General features: G+C 71.1%; 11 protein-coding genes. 7 read left to right on the top strand and 4 right to left on the bottom strand.

Annotated elements, in window-relative coordinates; all coding sequences use genetic code 11:
* Nucleotides 1–115: 115 nt before the first annotated feature.
* Together P2L57_RS26265 and P2L57_RS26260 are read left to right on the top strand one after the other, a co-directional pair.
* On the top strand, nucleotides 116–688 hold the full coding sequence (locus P2L57_RS26265; RefSeq protein ID WP_275818553.1) for a DUF485 domain-containing protein: 573 nt from the start codon (nucleotides 116–118) through the stop codon (nucleotides 686–688).
* Between the two features lie 83 nt (nucleotides 689–771).
* Nucleotides 772–2,373, top strand: a complete 1,602-nt coding sequence (locus P2L57_RS26260; protein WP_275818628.1) for a monocarboxylic acid transporter — start codon at nucleotides 772–774, stop codon at nucleotides 2,371–2,373.
* Nucleotides 2,374–2,395: 22 nt separating this feature from the next.
* On the opposite strand, the gene P2L57_RS26255 is transcribed toward P2L57_RS26260, so the two are convergent.
* Both P2L57_RS26255 and P2L57_RS26250 read right to left on the bottom strand, forming a co-directional pair.
* Nucleotides 2,396–3,097 carry a response regulator gene (locus tag P2L57_RS26255; protein WP_275818552.1) on the bottom strand — a complete coding sequence of 234 codons (702 nt, stop codon included), beginning with the start codon at nucleotides 3,095–3,097 and terminating at the stop codon, nucleotides 2,396–2,398.
* A complete protein-coding gene (locus tag P2L57_RS26250) occupies nucleotides 3,094–4,770 on the bottom strand; it encodes a sensor histidine kinase (RefSeq protein ID WP_275818551.1) in 1,677 nt (558 codons plus the stop codon). The genes P2L57_RS26255 and P2L57_RS26250 overlap by 4 nt, the downstream gene beginning before the upstream one ends.
* A 296-nt stretch (nucleotides 4,771–5,066) precedes the next feature.
* Between P2L57_RS26250 and P2L57_RS26245 the strand changes: the two genes are divergently transcribed.
* From P2L57_RS26245 to P2L57_RS26235, 3 genes are read left to right on the top strand one after another with little or no spacing between them, the layout of a single operon-like run.
* On the top strand, nucleotides 5,067–6,020 hold the full coding sequence (locus P2L57_RS26245; protein ID WP_275818550.1) for an ABC transporter ATP-binding protein: 954 nt from the start codon (nucleotides 5,067–5,069) through the stop codon (nucleotides 6,018–6,020).
* Nucleotides 6,017–6,895: an ABC transporter permease gene (locus P2L57_RS26240; RefSeq protein WP_275818549.1), complete on the top strand. Its 879-nt coding sequence runs from the start codon at nucleotides 6,017–6,019 to the stop codon at nucleotides 6,893–6,895. The genes P2L57_RS26245 and P2L57_RS26240 overlap by 4 nt, the downstream gene beginning before the upstream one ends.
* A gap of 37 nt (nucleotides 6,896–6,932) precedes the next feature.
* Nucleotides 6,933–7,985, top strand: a complete 1,053-nt coding sequence (locus P2L57_RS26235; protein WP_275818548.1) for an ABC transporter substrate-binding protein — start codon at nucleotides 6,933–6,935, stop codon at nucleotides 7,983–7,985.
* Between the two features lie 34 nt (nucleotides 7,986–8,019).
* On the opposite strand, the gene P2L57_RS26230 is transcribed toward P2L57_RS26235, so the two are convergent.
* Together P2L57_RS26230 and P2L57_RS26225 are read right to left on the bottom strand one after the other, a co-directional pair.
* Entirely contained in the window at nucleotides 8,020–8,943 is a 924-nt protein-coding gene (locus P2L57_RS26230) for a ferredoxin family protein (RefSeq protein WP_275818547.1), read from the bottom strand.
* Nucleotides 8,944–9,368: 425 nt separating this feature from the next.
* The gene (locus tag P2L57_RS26225) at nucleotides 9,369–11,819 is read right to left on the bottom strand and encodes a DNA gyrase/topoisomerase IV subunit A (protein WP_275818546.1); all 2,451 of its coding nucleotides are present in this window, start codon (nucleotides 11,817–11,819) and stop codon (nucleotides 9,369–9,371) included.
* 216 nt (nucleotides 11,820–12,035) lie between these two features.
* On the opposite strand from P2L57_RS26225, the gene P2L57_RS26220 reads away from it, so the two are divergent.
* Both P2L57_RS26220 and P2L57_RS26215 read left to right on the top strand, forming a co-directional pair.
* Complete coding sequence (locus P2L57_RS26220; RefSeq protein ID WP_275818545.1) at nucleotides 12,036–13,406, top strand: M16 family metallopeptidase; 1,371 nt, start codon at nucleotides 12,036–12,038, stop codon at nucleotides 13,404–13,406.
* Nucleotides 13,403–14,794, top strand: coding sequence for a M16 family metallopeptidase (locus P2L57_RS26215; RefSeq protein WP_275818544.1), 1,392 nt, complete (start codon nucleotides 13,403–13,405; stop codon nucleotides 14,792–14,794). Before P2L57_RS26220 ends, P2L57_RS26215 begins: the two co-directional genes overlap by 4 nt.
* The last annotated feature ends 26 nt before the right edge of the window (nucleotides 14,795–14,820 follow it).

Raw genomic sequence — 14,820 nt, 5'->3', positions numbered from 1 at the left:
GCCGAGGCCTCATCACCTGATGGAGTGAACGTTTCGTCTTATCGGTGAGGGATCTTCCGGATCTGTCCATTCTTGGGCGCACGGCCAATTGGCCTGCGGCGCAAGGAGATTCACTGTGGACGAACACGACGGTGGCCGGGCGGTGCGACTCGGGGTCGAGGATCCCTGGACCGATGCCCTGGCCGTCGGCCCGTGGGAGGAGCCGGTGGCAGCTCCCGCTCCCACGCCTTCGCCCGGCCCGCGGCCGGGGCCGCAGCCCGCACCGCGGGCGTATCCGCCGCTGATGCCACCAGCGTTGGGCGGGGTGGAGCCCGGTGTGCGGGGCGGACCGTTGCCGCAGCCGGGAGCCGGTGCGGCGGGGCGGATGGAGCGCGACCGCTCGGCCGTGTACCGGGAGGTGCAGGCGGGGGAGGCGTTCCAGGAGGTGCGGCGGCGGTATCGGCGGTTCGCGTTTCCGGCGGCCGGGGCGTCTCTCGTCTGGTACCTGCTGTATGTGGTCGCCGCGATAACGGCGCCGGGGCTGATGGCCCGCCCGGTGGCGGGGGCGGTCAATGTCGCGATGGCGGCCGGACTTGCCCAGTTCGTCACCACGTTCCTGCTGACCTGGGCCTATGCGCGGCATGCGCGACTGCACCGGGATCGGGCGGCGCTGGATCTGCGCTGGGACACCCAGGAGCGGGTGCGGTGATGGTGGAGGCCGGGTCGGCGGTAGGGCATGTCCGGTTGGCCGTGCGGGAGTTGGCGCACGGCAGGGTGGGAAGCGGGCATTCGGTGACCGGGCACCAGGGGCTGGCACTCGCGCTGTTCACCGCCTTCGTCTCGATCACCTTGGCTATCACCGTGTGGGCGGGGCGCAGGCGTACCTCGTCGGAGGAGTTCTTCTCCGGCGGACGGCTGTTCTCTCCTCTGGAGAACGGTTTCGCCATCACCGGCGACTACTTGTCCGCCGGTTCGTTCCTCGGCGTCTCCGGACTGATCGCGCTCTACGGCTATGACGGGGTGCTGTACCTCGTCGGGTTCCTGGTGGCGTGGCTCGGTGTGCTGATGCTGGTGGCGGAACTGGTGCGCAACTGCGGCCGGTTCACCCTCGCCGATGTGCTGTCCGCCCGGATGAGTGCGCGGCCGGTCCGTATCGCCTCGGGCCTGTCGTCGATCACGGTGGCTGTGCTCTACCTGGTCGCGCAGATGGTCGGCGCGGGCAGCCTGGTGTCGCTGCTGCTCGATGGCGAGGCGGCGCGCGCCAGGACCTGGACGGTCGTCGGCGTGGGCGCCCTGATGGTGTTCTATGTGGTCTGCGGCGGAATGCGTGCCACCACCTGGATCCAGGTGGTCAAGGGCGCGCTGCTGCTGGGCGGTTCGATCGTGCTGACGGCGCTGGTGCTCACCCGCTTCCACGGGAACGTCAGCGATCTGCTGCGCGCCGCGGCGCAGGGCAGCGGGCGCGGCGGGGCGTATCTGCGGCCAGGACTGAGGTACGGCGGATCCGGGGTGGCGCGCCTGGACTTCGTCAGCCTGGGGCTCGCGCTGGTGCTCGGCACCGCGGGGCTGCCGCACATCCTGACCCGCTTCTACACGGTGCCCACCGCGCGCGCCGCACGCCGCTCGGTCGTCTGGGCGGTGGCGCTGATCGGCGCCTTCTACCTGATGACGATGGTGCTGGGACTCGGCGCGGCGGCGTTGGTGGGCTCCGGCGCGGTACGGGCGTCCAACGCGGCGGGAAACACGGCGGTTCCGCTGCTCGCCCTGGACCTTGGCGGGGGCGCGGGCTCCACCGGCGGCACCGTGCTGTTCGCCGTGGTCGGCTCGGTGGCCTTCGCCACGATCCTCGCGGTGGTCGCCGGTCTCACCCTCGCCTCCTCGGCCAGCGTCGCCCACGATCTGTACGGAAGTCTGCGGCGGCGGCGCAGCGGGCCTTCGGCCGCGCCGGACGCCCGGGAGGTGGCGGTGGCCCGGCTGGCCGCGGTGGCCGTCGGGGCGGTGGCGATCGTACTGACGCTGTACGCCCAGGCGTTGAACGTCGCGGTCGTGGTGGGCGTGGCCTTCGCCGTCGCCGCCTCGGCCAATCTGCCCGCCCTGCTGTTCACGCTCTTCTGGCGCCGCTTCACCACCCGGGGCACGGTGTGGTCGATCTACGGCGGCCTGGTGCCGTCCGTCGTCCTCGTGGTCTTCTCCCCGGTGGTCTCCGGCGGCTCCGACGCGATCTTCCCCCGCCTCGACTTCGCATGGTTCCCGTTGCAGAACCCGGGGATCGTCTCCATCCCGCTGGGCTTCCTGGCGGGCTGGCTGGGCACCGTGCTCTCCCGGGCACCGGCCGACCCCGGCCGCTACGCCGAGGTGGAGGTGCGGTCGCTGACCGGCGCGGGCGCGGCGTAGCCGGGCGCCGCGCCCGGCGGCTTCAGGTGCTCGCCCGGTAACGGTGCTCCGGCCGCCCCGTCGCCCCGTACCGCAGTTCCAGCCGCGCCAGCCCCTCCCGTACCAGATAGGACAGATACCGCTGGGCGGTTGCCCGGGAGACCCCCGTCGCCTCAGCGACCTCGGTCGCCGACAGGCCGCGGTGCGCGGACCGCACCGCGTCCCGTACCACGGCCAGGGTCGGCGCCGAGTGGCCCTTGGCCGGGACGGACGGCAGCGCGGTCGGCCGGGCGGCGCTGAACAGCGCGTCCACATCGGCCTGGTCGGTCTCGGCGGCCGGATCCAGTGCGTCCACCCGGTGCCGCAGCGCCCGGTACGCGGTCAACCGCTCGGCGAGCGCGGCGGAGCCGAACGGCTTGACCAGATAGCCGACCGCGCCGAACTTCATCGCCGCGCGGACCGAGCCCACGTCCCGAGCCGCCGTGGTCATGATCGCGTCCGGCCGCGCTCCGCCCGCGTCCTCTGTCAGCCGCCGCAGCACGTCGAGACCGCTGCCGTCCGGCAAGTAGACGTCCAGCAGCAGCAGTTCGGGCCGGGTCTCCCGAACGGCCGCGAGCGAGGCGGCGACGGTCGCCGGCTGCCCGACCACCTCGAAGCCGGCCACCCGCTGGACATACGCGGCGTGGATGCCGCTCACCCGGAAGTCGTCCTCCACCACCAGCGTCCTGATCGGGTTCTGGCTCACCAGCCCGCTCCCTTCGCCGCCACGGCGGGCGCCGGACGGGGCACCGGCAGCGTCACCGTGAACACCGCGCCCGGTCCCTCGCTCACCTCGATCGAACCGCCGTGCCGCTGCACGAGCCGGTGCACCAGGGCAAGTCCCAGACCGCGTCGGGCGGTGCCGCGGTCCGGCCGGGTCGACCAGCCGTCCTCGAAGATCCGCGACCGCGCCTCGGGTGGCACGCCAGAGCCGCTGTCGGCCACCCGCACCGTCACCGACGCCTCCTCCTCGACCAGTGACAGCTGGACCCGTGCGGGGGCCGTGCCACCGGACGCCGCCGCGTCCACCGCGTTGTCCAGCAGATTGCCGACGATGGTCAGCAGCCGGTCCAAGTGCGGTGGCTGCTCGCCGAGTTCGGAATCCTCGGTGAGCGTCAGCCGTACCCCGCGCTCCGCCGCCACCGTGGTCTTCGCCATCACCAGCCCGACCATCAGCGGATTGCCGATCCGGGACCGTATGGACTCGGCCAGTGCCGGTTCGGCGCCGGCCGACTCCACCGCGTACGCGAACGCCGTCTCGTGCTCGCCCAGTTCCAGCAGACCGGCCAGCGTGTGCATGCGGTTGGAGAACTCGTGCTGCTGTGAGCGCAGCGCGTCGGTGAGTCCGCGCACCGAGTCCAACTCCCTGAGCAGACCGACCAGTTCGGTGCGGTCCCGGACCGTGACCACGGCCCCCAGTTCCTGGCCGTGCAGCGTGACCGGCATCCGGTTGACGGCCAGGCAGTGACTGTCGGTGACCACCGTCAGATCGGTGCCGGTCAGCGTGCCGTCGAGGGCGCGCCGCAACCGCCCGTCGGGCAGCATGTCCGCCAAGCGCGAGCCGAGTGCCGTACCCAGGCCGAGCAGCCGCCGTGCCTCGTCGTTGACCACGGTGACGCGGTCCTGCCGGTCGAAGGCGATCACGCCTTCGCGGATCCCGTGCAGCATCGCCTCGCGGTCCTGGAGCAGCCCGGTGATCTCCTCGAGCTCCAGGCCGAAGGTCGACCGCTTCAAGCGGCGGGCCAGAACGTAGGAGGCGCCGACACCGACCGCCAGGGCCAAAGCAGCGAAAAGCCCGAAAACCGGCAGTTCCCGCCAGAGCTGACCCATCACATCCTTCTCTGGCATGCCCACCGACACCTCGCCGATCACATCGCCCGTGGGGCCGCGCAGCGGTGCCTTGCCGTTGGCGGAGCGGCCGGTGGCGCCCTGGTCGATGCCCACGTGGTCCTGCCCGTCGAGCGCCGCGAGCGGCCGCTCCTCCACCGGTGCGCCGACCAGGGCGGCCAGTGGATGCGAGTGCCGGATGCCGTTCCGGTCGATCACCACCACATAGCTGGCGTGCGAGGCGGTCTGGATGCGCTGGGCGATGCTCTGCACGATGTCGCCACCGGTTCCGTAGGCGATGGCATCCCGGATCTGCGGCTCGGCCGCGGTGGTGGAGGCGATGGCAAGCGCCCGCCGCTCGTACTCGCTGTCCAACTGGGCGCGCTGCGCCACGGCGAACAGCAGGAAGCCGATCGTGCTGGTCAGCCCGAGGATGGCCAGCTGGCTCAGGAGTATCCGGCCGGACAGCTTCCGGTTGCCTCGGCCCGGTGCGCCGGTGGATCGGCGCAGGCGGCTCGGCATGCGCGCGGACAGCCCGCTCAGCATGGACATAGGTGCGCCTTTCCACCCCCCCGGGTTGACTTCTCGCTCGGCACGGACACGCGCCCCGATGCCGTGCCCACGCCCGGGGGCGGTCCCTGCCCCGCTCCCGCGATGCGCAGATTGTGCCTGGCAGCGGCCGATCTGCCCACCCCCGGTGCGCTGAGCACAACGAGCAGAACCCCGTACAACGCGGTAAAGCCGCGCAACGCGCGCAAGGCTCGCGGGCGGCTCCCGCACGGCCCTACGGTCTCGGCACCCCAACCGGCCCGAGCGGCCCCGAGCCGCCCCAAGGTGGTGCAACAGCAGTGGCTGCACAAGCGAACCAGACAACGACCGGCACGGCTCCGGCGATCGAACTGCGCACGGTGACCAAACGTTTCCGTACGCCCTCAGGCGGGGTCTACACCGCCCTGCGGGACCTGGACCTGACCGTGGCACCGGGCGAGTTCTGCGCCGTCGTCGGTCCCACCGGCTGCGGCAAGTCGACCACCCTGTCCCTGGTCTCCGGCCTGGAGAGGGCGAGCCGCGGCGAGACGCTGATCCACGGCGAGCCGGTGACCGGCATCGACCGGCGGGTGGGCTTCATGTTCCAGACCGACGCGGTCTTCCCCTGGAAGCCGGTGCTCGACAATGTCGCCGCGGGTCCGCAGTTCCGCGGCGTCGGCAAGCGGGAGGCGATCGAGAAGGCACGCGACTGGCTGCGCCGCGTCGGTCTGTCCGGCTTCGAGGACCGGCTGCCGCACCAGCTCTCCGGCGGCATGCGCAAACGCGTCGCACTCGCCCAGACGTTGATCAACGAGCCGGAGATCCTGCTGATGGACGAGCCGTTCTCGGCGCTGGACGTCCAGACCCGGCAGATCGTCCAGGACGAACTGCTCAGCCTGTGGGAGCTGACCCGCCCCGCCGTCGTCTTCGTCACCCATGACCTGGAGGAGGCCATCGCGCTGGCCGACAAGGTCGTGGTGCTGACCGTCGGCCCCGGGACGGTCAAGGACACCTTCGCCATCGACCTGCCGCGCCCGCGCAAGGTGCAGGACATCCGCTTCCATCCGCGCTTCGTCGAGCTGTACGAGCAGATCTGGACCAGCCTGCGCGACGAGGTGCAGCTGGCGTATGCCCGTACGGCCGGGGAGTCGCCGCGCCCCGAGCAGGCCCCGGAGCCCGGCTCCGGCCCGGTACGTGATCACGAGCCCGCCGTGAACGAGCCCCGTACGAACGAGGCGACCCGTACGAACGACACGATCGGACAGCCGCGATGACCACCACCGACACCCTGATCCCGTCGCTGGACGACCAGGACGCCGCCGAGCTGATGCGGGCCGCCAGGTCGGGCAGGCGCCGCCGCAGGCTGCTGATCCTCAGCGCCCAGATCGCACTCGTCGTCCTCGTGATCGGCGGCTGGCAACTCGCCTCGGCGCAGGGAGTGCTGGACTCCTTCACCTACGGTTCGCCCTCCGGCGTGCTGGATCAGCTGAAGACCTGGTTCACCCAGGGCACCTCCACCGGATCCATCTGGCACAACATCGGCGTGACCATGGAGGAGACGGTCCTCGGCTTCCTCATCGGCACGCTGGCGGGCGTCGTCCTGGGCATCGCGCTGGGGCGGATCCACGCGCTGGCCGAGGTGATGGCGCCGTTCATCAAAGCCGGGAACTCCATCCCGCGGGTCGTGCTGGGCTCGATGTTCATCATCTGGTTCGGCCTCGGGCCGTCCGGCAAGGTGGCGCTCGCCGTGGTGCTGGTCTTCTTCTCCGTCTTCTTCAACGCCTTCCAGGGCACTCGCGAAGTCGACCGCAACCTGATCGCCAACGCCCGCATCCTGGGCGCCTCGGAATGGCGGGTGACCTCGCAGGTCGTGCTGCCCTCGGCGATGACCTGGATCGTCGCCTCCCTGCACGCGGCGTTCGGCTTCGCGCTGATCGGCGCCATCGTCGGCGAGGTGCTCGGCGCCCAGGCCGGGCTCGGGCAGCTCATCCAGCAGGCGCAGGGCAACTTCAACGCCAACGGCGTCTACGCGGGGATCATCATCATCGCCGTCCTCGCCCTGGCCGCCGAGTTTCTGATCACCCGGTTCGAGAAGCGCGTGCTGCGCTGGCGTCCGACCCAACTGTCCGGCGACACGGCCGGTCTGTGAATCCCCTTCCCCTCCCCGTTCCGTAAGGAGACCTGCGATGAAGCCGGTCAAGGTCAAGAACTCCGTACTCGCCGTGGCGAGTTGTACCGCCCTCGCCCTGTCCCTCTCCGCCTGCGGCGGCAACTCCGCGAAGACCGCGCCCAAGAACGCGGCGGGCGAGTCCACCGTACGGATCATGGTGGGTGGCCTGGACAAGCAGATCTACCTGCCGGTGATGCTGGCGCAGAAGCTGGGCTACTTCAAGGCGCAGGGCATCAACGCGGTGCTGTCCGACGAACCCGCGGGAGTGGACGCCGAGACCGACATGCTGGCGGGGCAGCAGGACGCGGTCGTCGGCTTCTACGACCACAACATCGACCTGCAGTCGAAGGGCAAGGCCACCCAGTCCGTGGTCCAGTTGCTGCAGGCGCCCGGTGAGGTGGAGATGGTCCGCACCGACGAGGCGGGTTCGGTGAAGTCGCCCGCCGACTTCAAGGGCAAGAAGCTGGGCGTCACCGGGCTCGGCAGCTCGACCAACTTCCTGACCCAGTACCTGGAGGCCAAGAACGGCCTGAAGACCAGCGACGCCACCTCGGTCGCGGTGGGCGCCGGGTCGACGTTCGTCGCCGCCATGCAGAACAAGCAGATCGACGCGGGGATGACCACCGAGCCGACCATCTCCATCCTCCAGCAGAAGGGCCTGGCCAAGCCGCTCGTCGACATGCGCACGGCGGCCGGTGCCAAGGCCGCGCTCGGCGGCACCTACCCGGCATCCTGCCTGTATCTGACCACCGGCTACATCCAGAAGAACCCCGAGGTCGTCCAGAAGCTGGTCGACGTCTTCGTCGGGACACTGAAGTGGATCAACACGCACAGCGCGGCGCAGATCGCCGACAAGATGCCCGCCGACTACTACGCGGGTGTCGGCAAGGACACTTACACCAAGGCGCTGGAGAACGAGAAGGGCATGTACTCACCGGACGGGTTGATGCCCGGCGACGGTCCGCAGACCGTACTGAACGTCCTGTCCTCCTGGGACCCCACGGTCAAGGGTCACCAGGTGGACCTGTCCAAGACCTACACCAACGACTACGTGAAGAAGGCCCGGTAACCACGACGGCGGTGCGACGGGTGGCTCCCCCTGGTCACGGGGGGAGCCACCCGTGCGGTTCCTCATGGAGCGAGCGGACCTCCATACGCGTCGGGGTACCCGGCTGTGCGCCGCAGCTCTCCGGGCGCGCCGGGGCCACCGCCACCTGTTCCACCAGCGCGCTCCAGGCCCGGCCGTCGGTGTGTGTGACGCGTACCGTCCAACGGCCCTCCGCGCCCTCGGCGGTGGCCACGGTGAGCACTTCGGCCCGGTCCTCGCCGATCAGCGAACGGACCGTCAACTCGGCGGCCTGCCCAGGGCGTTCGAAGGCGGAGCGGCCCCGGCAGTGCCGCGGCACCATGCGGCCGTCGCGGGCCGCCTCCACGATCCCCTTGGCGCTCGCCGCGTCCAGCCGGGCGTAGGCGTATCCGTACGGCAGCACGAGCATCGTCGGCCCGAAGCGATGGCCGCCGAGGTGGGTGACCTCCCAGACCTCGCCGGCTCCGGAGGCCGCCAGTTCGGCGACGAGCGGCCGCCCGAGCAGGGCGCAGCAGCGGTCCCGCTTGGCGTTGGTGCACACCAGAGCGAGCGGTTCGCCCTGGTGGGGCGTGCCGAAATCGCAGGTCTCACCGCGGCCGAGCCGTCCGAAGTCCAGTGCCAGCAACTCGGCAGGGTCCGCCACCTCGGCCGTGCGCAGCCAGCAGGCGCCGGGGACGGTGTGCGCGGCGAACACCCTTCTGCGCTGCGGCTGGTGGCGGTCGGCATGGCGTCCGGGCCTGCGGATCAGCGCGAGCCGTACGCCGGTTCCGGCGGCCGCCGCCTCCAGCGCTCGGCCGATCCGCGGGTCGAGATGGCTGGAGGTGAAGGCCTTGGCACCCCAGGGGCCCGGCTGTTCCAGCAGCAGCCAGGTACGGGCACTGGCCGCCGTCGCGGCCGACGGCTCGGCCAGATCCCTGGAGACGGTCGCGCATGTGGTCACACAGGCGAGCCTAATCTGCGGGTCCGGCGAGGCTCGCCTCGCCCGGCACGGGGACGGTCCGGTCGGCAGGGATCCGGTCCGGCGGGTCTTCGCAGGTGCGGTTCGCCTGGAGCTGCCGGTGCCGGTGCCGGTGCCGGTGCCGGTGCAGGGCGTTTGTGGTTGATCGACGTCGCGGCGGAAGCCGTGCGCCCGCCGCAACGACGAGATGGCCGAGGTCATCGCCCGGCGTTGCCCGGAACTGGCCGAAGCCCGACGAAGATCCGCCGGACAATACGGTTCACCCGGTTCACCGCACCCGCTGAGGACGCGCCGGACAATCCGGTTCACCGCACCCGCCAAGATGCGCCGGGGCGGCTGGGCTGACCCCGTCCGACGAAGATCCGCCGGCCGGGCCCGAGCGCTCGGGCCCGGCCGGTGCCGGACTGCTACGCCGGGCCCGCGGCCGCCGCGATGGGCTTGTTGAGCGGGGTGCCCGAGCCGTCGCGGCGCGGGTCCGGTTCCGGTAGCTCCACCGGGGATCCGTCCGCCGCGCAGGCGCGGACCGGTGCGGGGCCCGCCCAGGCCAGTGCGAGGCCGTCCTCACCTCGCAGGAACCGGTGACAGCGGACGCCGCCGGTGGCCCGGCCCTTGCGCGGGTACTGGTCGAACGCGGTCAGCTTGGCCGTCGTCTGGGCGGCGCCGTCCAGCGTGCCCTCGGCGCGGGCCACCGTGAGCACCGTCGCGTCCGACGCCGGATCCACCGCTGTGAACGAGATCACCTTGGCGCCCGCCGACAGCTTGATACCGGCCATACCGCCCGCCGGACGGCCCTGCGGCCGTACCTGCCCGGCCGGATAGCGCAGCAGCTGTGCGTCATCGGTGATGAAAACCAGATCCTCCTCACCGGTGCGCAGTTCGGCGGCGGCGACGACGCGGTCGCCCTCCTTCAGGGCGATGACCTCGAACTCGTCCTTGTTCGCGGGGAAGTCCGGCACGACCCGCTTGACGACGCCCTGCTCGGTGCCGAGCGCGAGCCCCGGCGAGGACTCGTCCAGCGTCGACAGGCACAGCACCCGTTCGTCCTCCGCCAGTGACACGAACTCGGAGACGGCCGCGCCGCCCGCGAGGTTGGGCGTCGTGGCGGTGTCCGGCAGCGTCGGCAGGTCGATCACGGACAGCCTCAGCAGCCGGCCGTCCGAGGTCACCACACCCACGTCGCCACGCGTGGTGGCCGGCACGGCGGAGACGATCACATCGTGCTTGGTGCGGTTGCCCTCCCCGGTGCCCAACGGCTCTCCGTTGGAGGTGCGGGCCAGCAGCCCGGTGGCGGAGAGCAGTACCCGGCACGGGTCGTCGGAGACCTCCAGCGGCACCGCGGACACCGGCGCCCCCGCCGCCTCCAGCAGCACCGTGCGCCGCTCGGACCCGTACTTCTTGGCGACCGCCGCCAGTTCGCTGGAGACCAGCTTGCGCAGCTCCGTGTCGGACTCCAGGATCCGGGTCAGCTCCGCGATCTCGGTGTTCAGCTTGTCGCGCTCCGCCTCCAGCTCCAGCCGGTCGAACTTGGTCAGGCGGCGCAGCGGGGTGTCCAGGATGTACTGCGTCTGCACCTCGGAGAGCGAGAAGCGCTCCATCAGGCGCTGCTTGGCCTCCGCCGAGTTCTCACTGGAGCGGATGAGCTGGATCACCTCGTCGATGTCGAGCAGCGCGACCAGCAGCCCCTCGACCAGGTGCAGCCGGTCCCTGCGCTTGCTCCGGCGGAACTCGCTGCGCCGCCGCACCACGTCGAAGCGGTGGTCGACATAGACCTCCAGCAGCTCCTTGAGGCCCAGGGTGAGCGGCTGGCCGTCGACCAGCGCCACGTTGTTGATGCCGAAGGACTCCTCCATCGGCGTCAACTTGTAGAGCTGCTCCAGTACCGCTTCCGGGTTGAATCCGTTCTTGACCTCGATGACCAGGCGCAGTCCGTGCTGGCGGCCGGTGAGGTCCTTGACGTCGGCGATGCCCTGCAGCTTCTTCGCGCCGACCAGGTCCTTGATCTTCGCGATCACCTTCTCCGGACCGACGGCGAAGGGCAGTTCGGTGACGACGATGCCCTTGCGGCGCGCCGTGACGTCCTCGATCGTGGCGGTCGAGCGGATCTTGAAGCTGCCGCGCCCGTTCTCGTACGCGTCGCGGATGCCGGACAGGCCAACGATCCGGCCACCGGTCGGCAGGTCGGGACCGGGGACGAACCGCATCAGCGTTTCCAGGTCCGCGTTGGGGTGCCTGATCAGATGGCGGGCGGCGGCGATCACCTCGCCGAGGTTGTGCGGCGGCATGTTGGTGGCCATGCCGACGGCGATCCCGGAGGACCCGTTGACCAGCAGGTTCGGGAACGCGGCGGGCAGCGCGACCGGCTCTTGCTCCTGCCCGTCGTAGTTGGGCGCGAAGTCGACCGTGTCCTCGTCGATGGACTCGGTCATCAGCATCGCGGCGGGGTCCATGCGCGACTCGGTGTACCGCATCGCGGCGGGCGGGTCGTCGTTGCCCAGCGAACCGAAGTTGCCGTGCCCGTCGACCATCGGCATCCGCATCGAGAAGTCTTGCGCCATGCGGACCAGCGCGTCGTAGATCGAGGCGTCACCGTGCGGGTGCAGCTTGCCCATCACCTCGCCGACGACCCGGGCGCACTTGACATACCCGCGGTCGGGGCGCAGGCCCATCTCGTTCATCTGGTAGATGATCCGGCGCTGCACGGGCTTGAGCCCGTCACGGGCGTCGGGCAGCGCACGTGAGTAGATGACCGAGTAGGCGTACTCCAGGTACGAGGCACGCATCTCGTCGACGACGTCGATGTCGAGGATGCGCTCCTCGAAATCGTCCGGAGGCGGGGTCTTCGTGCTGCGGCGGGCCATCGCGCGGCTGCTCCTTGGGCGGACCTGGTCGGGATCTGTCGGCTCCATTGTGGACCGCCCCACTGACAGCCCGGACCACGACCCGTCATGATCGCCCCGGCCCCCGGCCCCGGCCGTGCGACACCCCAGCCGGAATACCGGGAACTTCGCGACCTGTCCGTGCGCTTGCCTAGAGTGGGGCACGATCGACACCGCGACCGGAAGGACAGCTAGCCCATGGCTCACATGGCCTCGTCGGAGGCACAATCCGGCGGCCTGACAGCGACGGAGCACCGCTTGGCCAACGGGCTGCGGGTGGTGCTCTCCGAGGACCACCTCACGCCGGTCGCCGCGATCTGCCTCTGGTACGACGTCGGCTCGCGCCACGAGGTCGCGGGCCGCACCGGACTCGCCCACCTCTTCGAGCACTTGATGTTCCAGGGCTCCGCGCAGGTGAAGGGGAACGGCCACTTCGAGCTCATCCAGGGCGCGGGTGGCTCGCTCAACGGCACCACCAGCTTCGAGCGCACCAACTACTTCGAGACCATGCCCGCCCACCAGGTGGAGCTGGCGCTGTGGCTCGAAGCGGACCGGATGGGCAGCCTGCTCACCGCGCTCGACCTGGAGAGCCTGGACAACCAGCGCGACGTCGTCAAGAACGAGCGCCGCCAGCGGTACGACAACGTCCCGTACGGCACCGCGTTCGAGCGGCTGACCGGCATGGCCTACCCCGAGGGCCACCCGTACCACCACACGCCGATCGGCTCGATGGAGGACCTCGACGCGGCCTCGCTGGAGGACGCCCGGCAGTTCTTCCGCACGTACTACGCGCCGAACAACGCGGTCCTGGCAGTCGTCGGCGACATCGACCCGGAGCGGACGCTGCGCTGGATCGAGAAGTACTTCGGCTCCATCCCCGCGCACGACGGCAAGCCCACGCCGCGCGACGGTTCGCTGTCCGAGGTGATGGGCGGGGAGTTGCGCGAGGTCGTCGAGGAGGACGTGCCCTCCCGCGCCCTGATGGCCGCCTACCGGCTGCCGCCGGACGGCACCCGTGAGGCGGACGCCGCCGACCTCGCGCTGACCGTGCTCGGCGGCGGCGAGTCCTCCCGGCTGCACAACCGGCTGGTCCGGCACGACCGCACCGCGGTCGGCGCGGGCTTCGGTCTGCTGCGGCTGGCCGGTGCGCCCTCGCTGGGCTGGCTGGACGTGAAGGCCTCCAGCGGTGCCGAGGCGGCCGAGATCGAGGCCGCAGTGGACGACGAGCTGGCCCGGTTCGCCAAGGACGGGCCGACGCCGGAGGAGATGGAGCGGGCCCAGGCCCAGCTGGAGCGCGAGTGGCTGGACAGGCTGACCACCGTCGGCGGTCGCGCCGACGAACTGTGCCGGTACGCCGTGCTGTTCGGCGATCCGCAGCTGGCGCTGACCGCCGTCCAGCGGGCACTGGAGGTGACGCCCGAAGAGGTCAAGGCGGTGGCCGCGGCCCGGCTCCGGCCGGACAACCGGGCGGTACTGATCTACGAACCGACCGGGCGCGAGGGTGCCCCGGAAGGACCCGAGGGCCCGACCGTCGGCCCCGTCGAGGAAGACGGCGAGGACGCCCGATGACCAACACCGCGCAGAGCACGATGACGTTCCACCCGCAGCCGCAGGCGGGCCCCGCCAAGCCGTGGGCCTTCCCGGCCCCCGAGCGCGGCACCCTGCCCAACGGCCTGACCCTGCTGCGCTGCCACCGCCCCGGCCAGCAGGTCATCGCGGTGGAGGTGTTGTTGAACGCACCGCTGGACGCCGAGCCCGCCAGTCTCGAGGGCGTCGGCACCATCATGTCCAGAGCGTTCTCCGAGGGCACCGACACCCTGACCGCCGAGGAGTTCGCGGCCGAACTGGAGCGCTGCGGCGCCACGTTGGACGCGCACGCCGATCACCCCGGCGTACGGGTCCAGCTCGAAGTCCCCGCCTCCAGGCTGGAGAAGGCGCTCGGGCTGATGGCCGACGCGCTGCGCGCGCCCGCCTTCCCGGAGAGCGAGGTCAGCCGGCTGGTCAAGAACCGGCTGGACGAGATCCCGCACGAGATGGCCAATCCGGCCCGCCGCGCCGCGGTCGCGCTGTCCGACGAGCTGTTCCCGGCCGAGTCCCGGATGTCCCGGCCCCGGCAGGGCACCGAGGAGACGGTGGCCGACATCGACTCCGACGCGGTGCGCGCCTTCTACACCGAGCACGTACGTCCGTCCACCGCGACCGCCGTCATCGTCGGCGATCTGACCGGAATCGATCTTGACGCGGTGCTCGACCGTACCCTCGGCGCCTGGACCGGCAACACCGCGGCGCCGCGCCGGATGCCGCCGATCACCACGGACGACACCACCCGGGTGGTGATCGTGGACCGGCCGGGCGCGGTGCAGACCCAGTTGCTCATCGGGCGTACCGGACCCGACCGGCACGACATGGTCTGGCCCGCGCAGGTGCTCGGCACGTACTGCCTTGGTGGCACGCTGACTTCGCGGCTGGACCGGGTGCTGCGCGAGGAGAAGGGCTACACCTACGGGGTACGCGCTTTCGGCCAGGTGCTGCGCTCGGCGCCGGACGGCTCGGGGGCCTCGCTGCTGGCGATCAGCGGCTCGGTGGCCACCGATGTCACGGCTCCCGCGCTGGCCGACACCTGGCAGGTGCTGCGCACGCTCGCCGAGGGCGGTCTGACCGACGACGAGCGTGATGTCGCGGTGCAGAACCTGGTCGGTGTCGCACCGCTGAAGTACGAGACGGCCGCCGCGGTCGCCGACACCCTCGCGGACCAGGTCGAGCAGTTCCTTCCCGACGACTTCCAGGCGCGGCTGTACGAGCGGCTGGCCGCGACCGGCACCGTCGAGGCGACGGCGGCCGTGGTCAACGCCTTCGCGCCGGACCGTCTGGTCGTCGTCCTGGTGGGCGACGCCTCGGCTATCGAGCAGCCGGTCAGGGAACTGGGCATCGGCCCGGTCAGCGTGGTCCGCGGCTAGCCGCCCGCTCACCCGCGCACCGGGCC

The organism is Streptantibioticus ferralitis, from assembly GCF_029223525.1.
Lineage (GTDB): Bacteria > Actinomycetota > Actinomycetes > Streptomycetales > Streptomycetaceae > Streptantibioticus_A > Streptantibioticus_A ferralitis.
Note: the sequence above shows the minus strand (reverse complement) of the source record. Positions and strands in the feature narration are given on the sequence as shown.